The 2,141-nt window shown below is 37.6% G+C and carries 1 protein-coding gene; it reads left to right on the top strand.

Annotation, left to right across the window (positions count from 1 at the left end):
- Positions 1 to 78: 78 nt before the first annotated feature.
- A partial coding sequence (locus M8E35_RS26135) for a beta-ketoacyl synthase N-terminal-like domain-containing protein (protein ID WP_252473897.1) occupies positions 79 to 2,141 on the top strand: 2,063 nt, incomplete at its 3' end.

The following is a 2,141-nucleotide window of genomic DNA, read 5'->3' as shown; positions in this document are numbered from 1 at the left end:
ATATACTTGATGAAACTGGGGTTATTTGTGTGCGAATGAAGGGATTTTCATCGAGGGTTTTGGAAGGAGCAGGGGTTTATGTTGGATAAAATACAAGCTAGTTTGATACGATCTGTAGCTGAAATACTCAAAGTTGAGGTTAATGATATTGATAGCTATTCAGAGTTAAATGAATATGGGTTTGATCTAGTTATGCTAACTGAATTTGTTAACCAACTTAACCAGAAGTATAAACTTGAATTGACTGCTGACCTTCTTTATGAATATCCAACAATCCATAGTTTTGCGGAATATTTAGCAAAAGAATATAAAGCTGTTTTTATAGAACAATTCGAAACCAAAGCATCATCAATCCAAACAAAGGCAAAAATTCAACAAGTGAAGCAAGGAGTACTCCGGGAAAAGACCTTACATCAACTCAAACTACTTTTTGGAGAAGTTACAAAGTTAGATGCTAGCAAGATCGATACTGATGAGCCTTTAGAAAATTACGGAATTGATTCAATGCTGATAATAAAGCTTAATCATAAACTTGCTAGTCTTTTCGGCGAATTGTCAAAAACGTTATTTTTTGAATATCAGACGCTGAGAGCCTTAACGGAATATTTTATTACAGATTATACACAAGAATGTATGAAGTGGACTGGAGTGTCAGAACAGATATCATTAGCACTGGAAAAGCCTTCAACAGTATTACATTTTGCTGACCAATTCACTGTACTAACATCAGTGAAAGGAAGAAGGACGCTATCAAGAAGCTTAAATGCTATGGTACCGAATATCAGAACTCAGGAGTCTATTGCTATAATTGGAATAAGTGGAAGATATCCTCATGCTAGAAATCTTACAGAATACTGGAATAATTTAAAATTAGGTAAAAATTGCATTTCAGAAATTCCTGCAGAGCGTTGGGCTTTAGAAGAATTCTTTCATAAAGATCCGCAAGAAGCCGTAGCGCAAGGAAAAAGTTATAGCAAGTGGGGAGGTTTTGTGGAGGGGTTTGCGAATTTTGATCCTCTTTTTTTCAATATTTCGCCTCGGGAGGCTATTAATATGGATCCTCAGGAACGGATGTTTATTGAGGCTAGTTGGCAGGTATTTGAGGATGCAGGATACACTAGAGAGCAACTTTTAGCACAATATAATGGTCGAATCGGTGTTTTTGTGGGAATTACCAAAACAGGGTTTGATTTATACGGACCTGAATTACTGAAACAAGGTGAAAAAATATATCTCCGTACATCATTTAGTTCAGTGGCTAACCGTATTTCCTATTTGTTTAATTTACAAGGTCCTAGTATGCCGATTGATACTATGTGTTCCTCATCATTAACTGCGGTTCATGAAGCTTGCGAGCATCTACACCAACGAGAATGTGAAATGGCTCTTGCAGGTGGTGTTAATCTGTACCTTCATCCGTCAAATTATATTGAATTATGTGCACAACAAATGCTTTCATCAGACGGGCAATGTAAAAGCTTTGGAAAAGGAGGAAATGGATTTGTACCTGGGGAAGGTGTTGGTGCTGTTTTATTGAAACCTTTGTCTCGTGCGATTGCAGATCACAATCATATTTATGCTATTATTCGGAGCACCAGTATTAATCACGGCGGAAAAACTAATGGATATACGATTCCTAATCCAATTGCTCAAAGTGAACTTATACGGACGGCACTGGATAAAGCAGGGGTAAATGCCCGAACAATCAGTTATATTGAAGCTCATGGAACAGGAACGGAACTTGGAGATCCGATAGAAATTACTGGGCTTACCCAAGCATTTCGAAAGGATAATCAGGATTCTCAATTTTGCGCCATTGGTTCAGTAAAATCAAATATTGGACACTTGGAAGCAGCATCGGGTATTGCAGGAATTACTAAAATTGTACTCCAAATGAAAAACCAGATGCTTGTTCCAAGCTTACATGCTGAAGAATTGAATTCTAATATTAATTTTGAAAAAACACCCTTTGTAGTTCAGCAAGAACTAGCTGAATGGAAGCGACCAGTGATTAATATGAATGGAGTAACAAGGGAATTCCCAAGGATTGCTGGTATCTCATCTTTTGGAGCAGGTGGTTCCAATGCCCATGTAGTGATTGAAGAATACATACCCGAGAATCGGGAACGGCCTACCATTAC

Origin of the sequence: Desulfosporosinus nitroreducens (assembly GCF_023897015.1) — a bacterium.
Taxonomy (GTDB): domain Bacteria; phylum Bacillota; class Desulfitobacteriia; order Desulfitobacteriales; family Desulfitobacteriaceae; genus Desulfosporosinus; species Desulfosporosinus nitroreducens.
The sequence above is the reverse complement of the archived record's forward strand: the minus strand, read 5'-3'. Positions and strand labels throughout refer to the sequence as shown.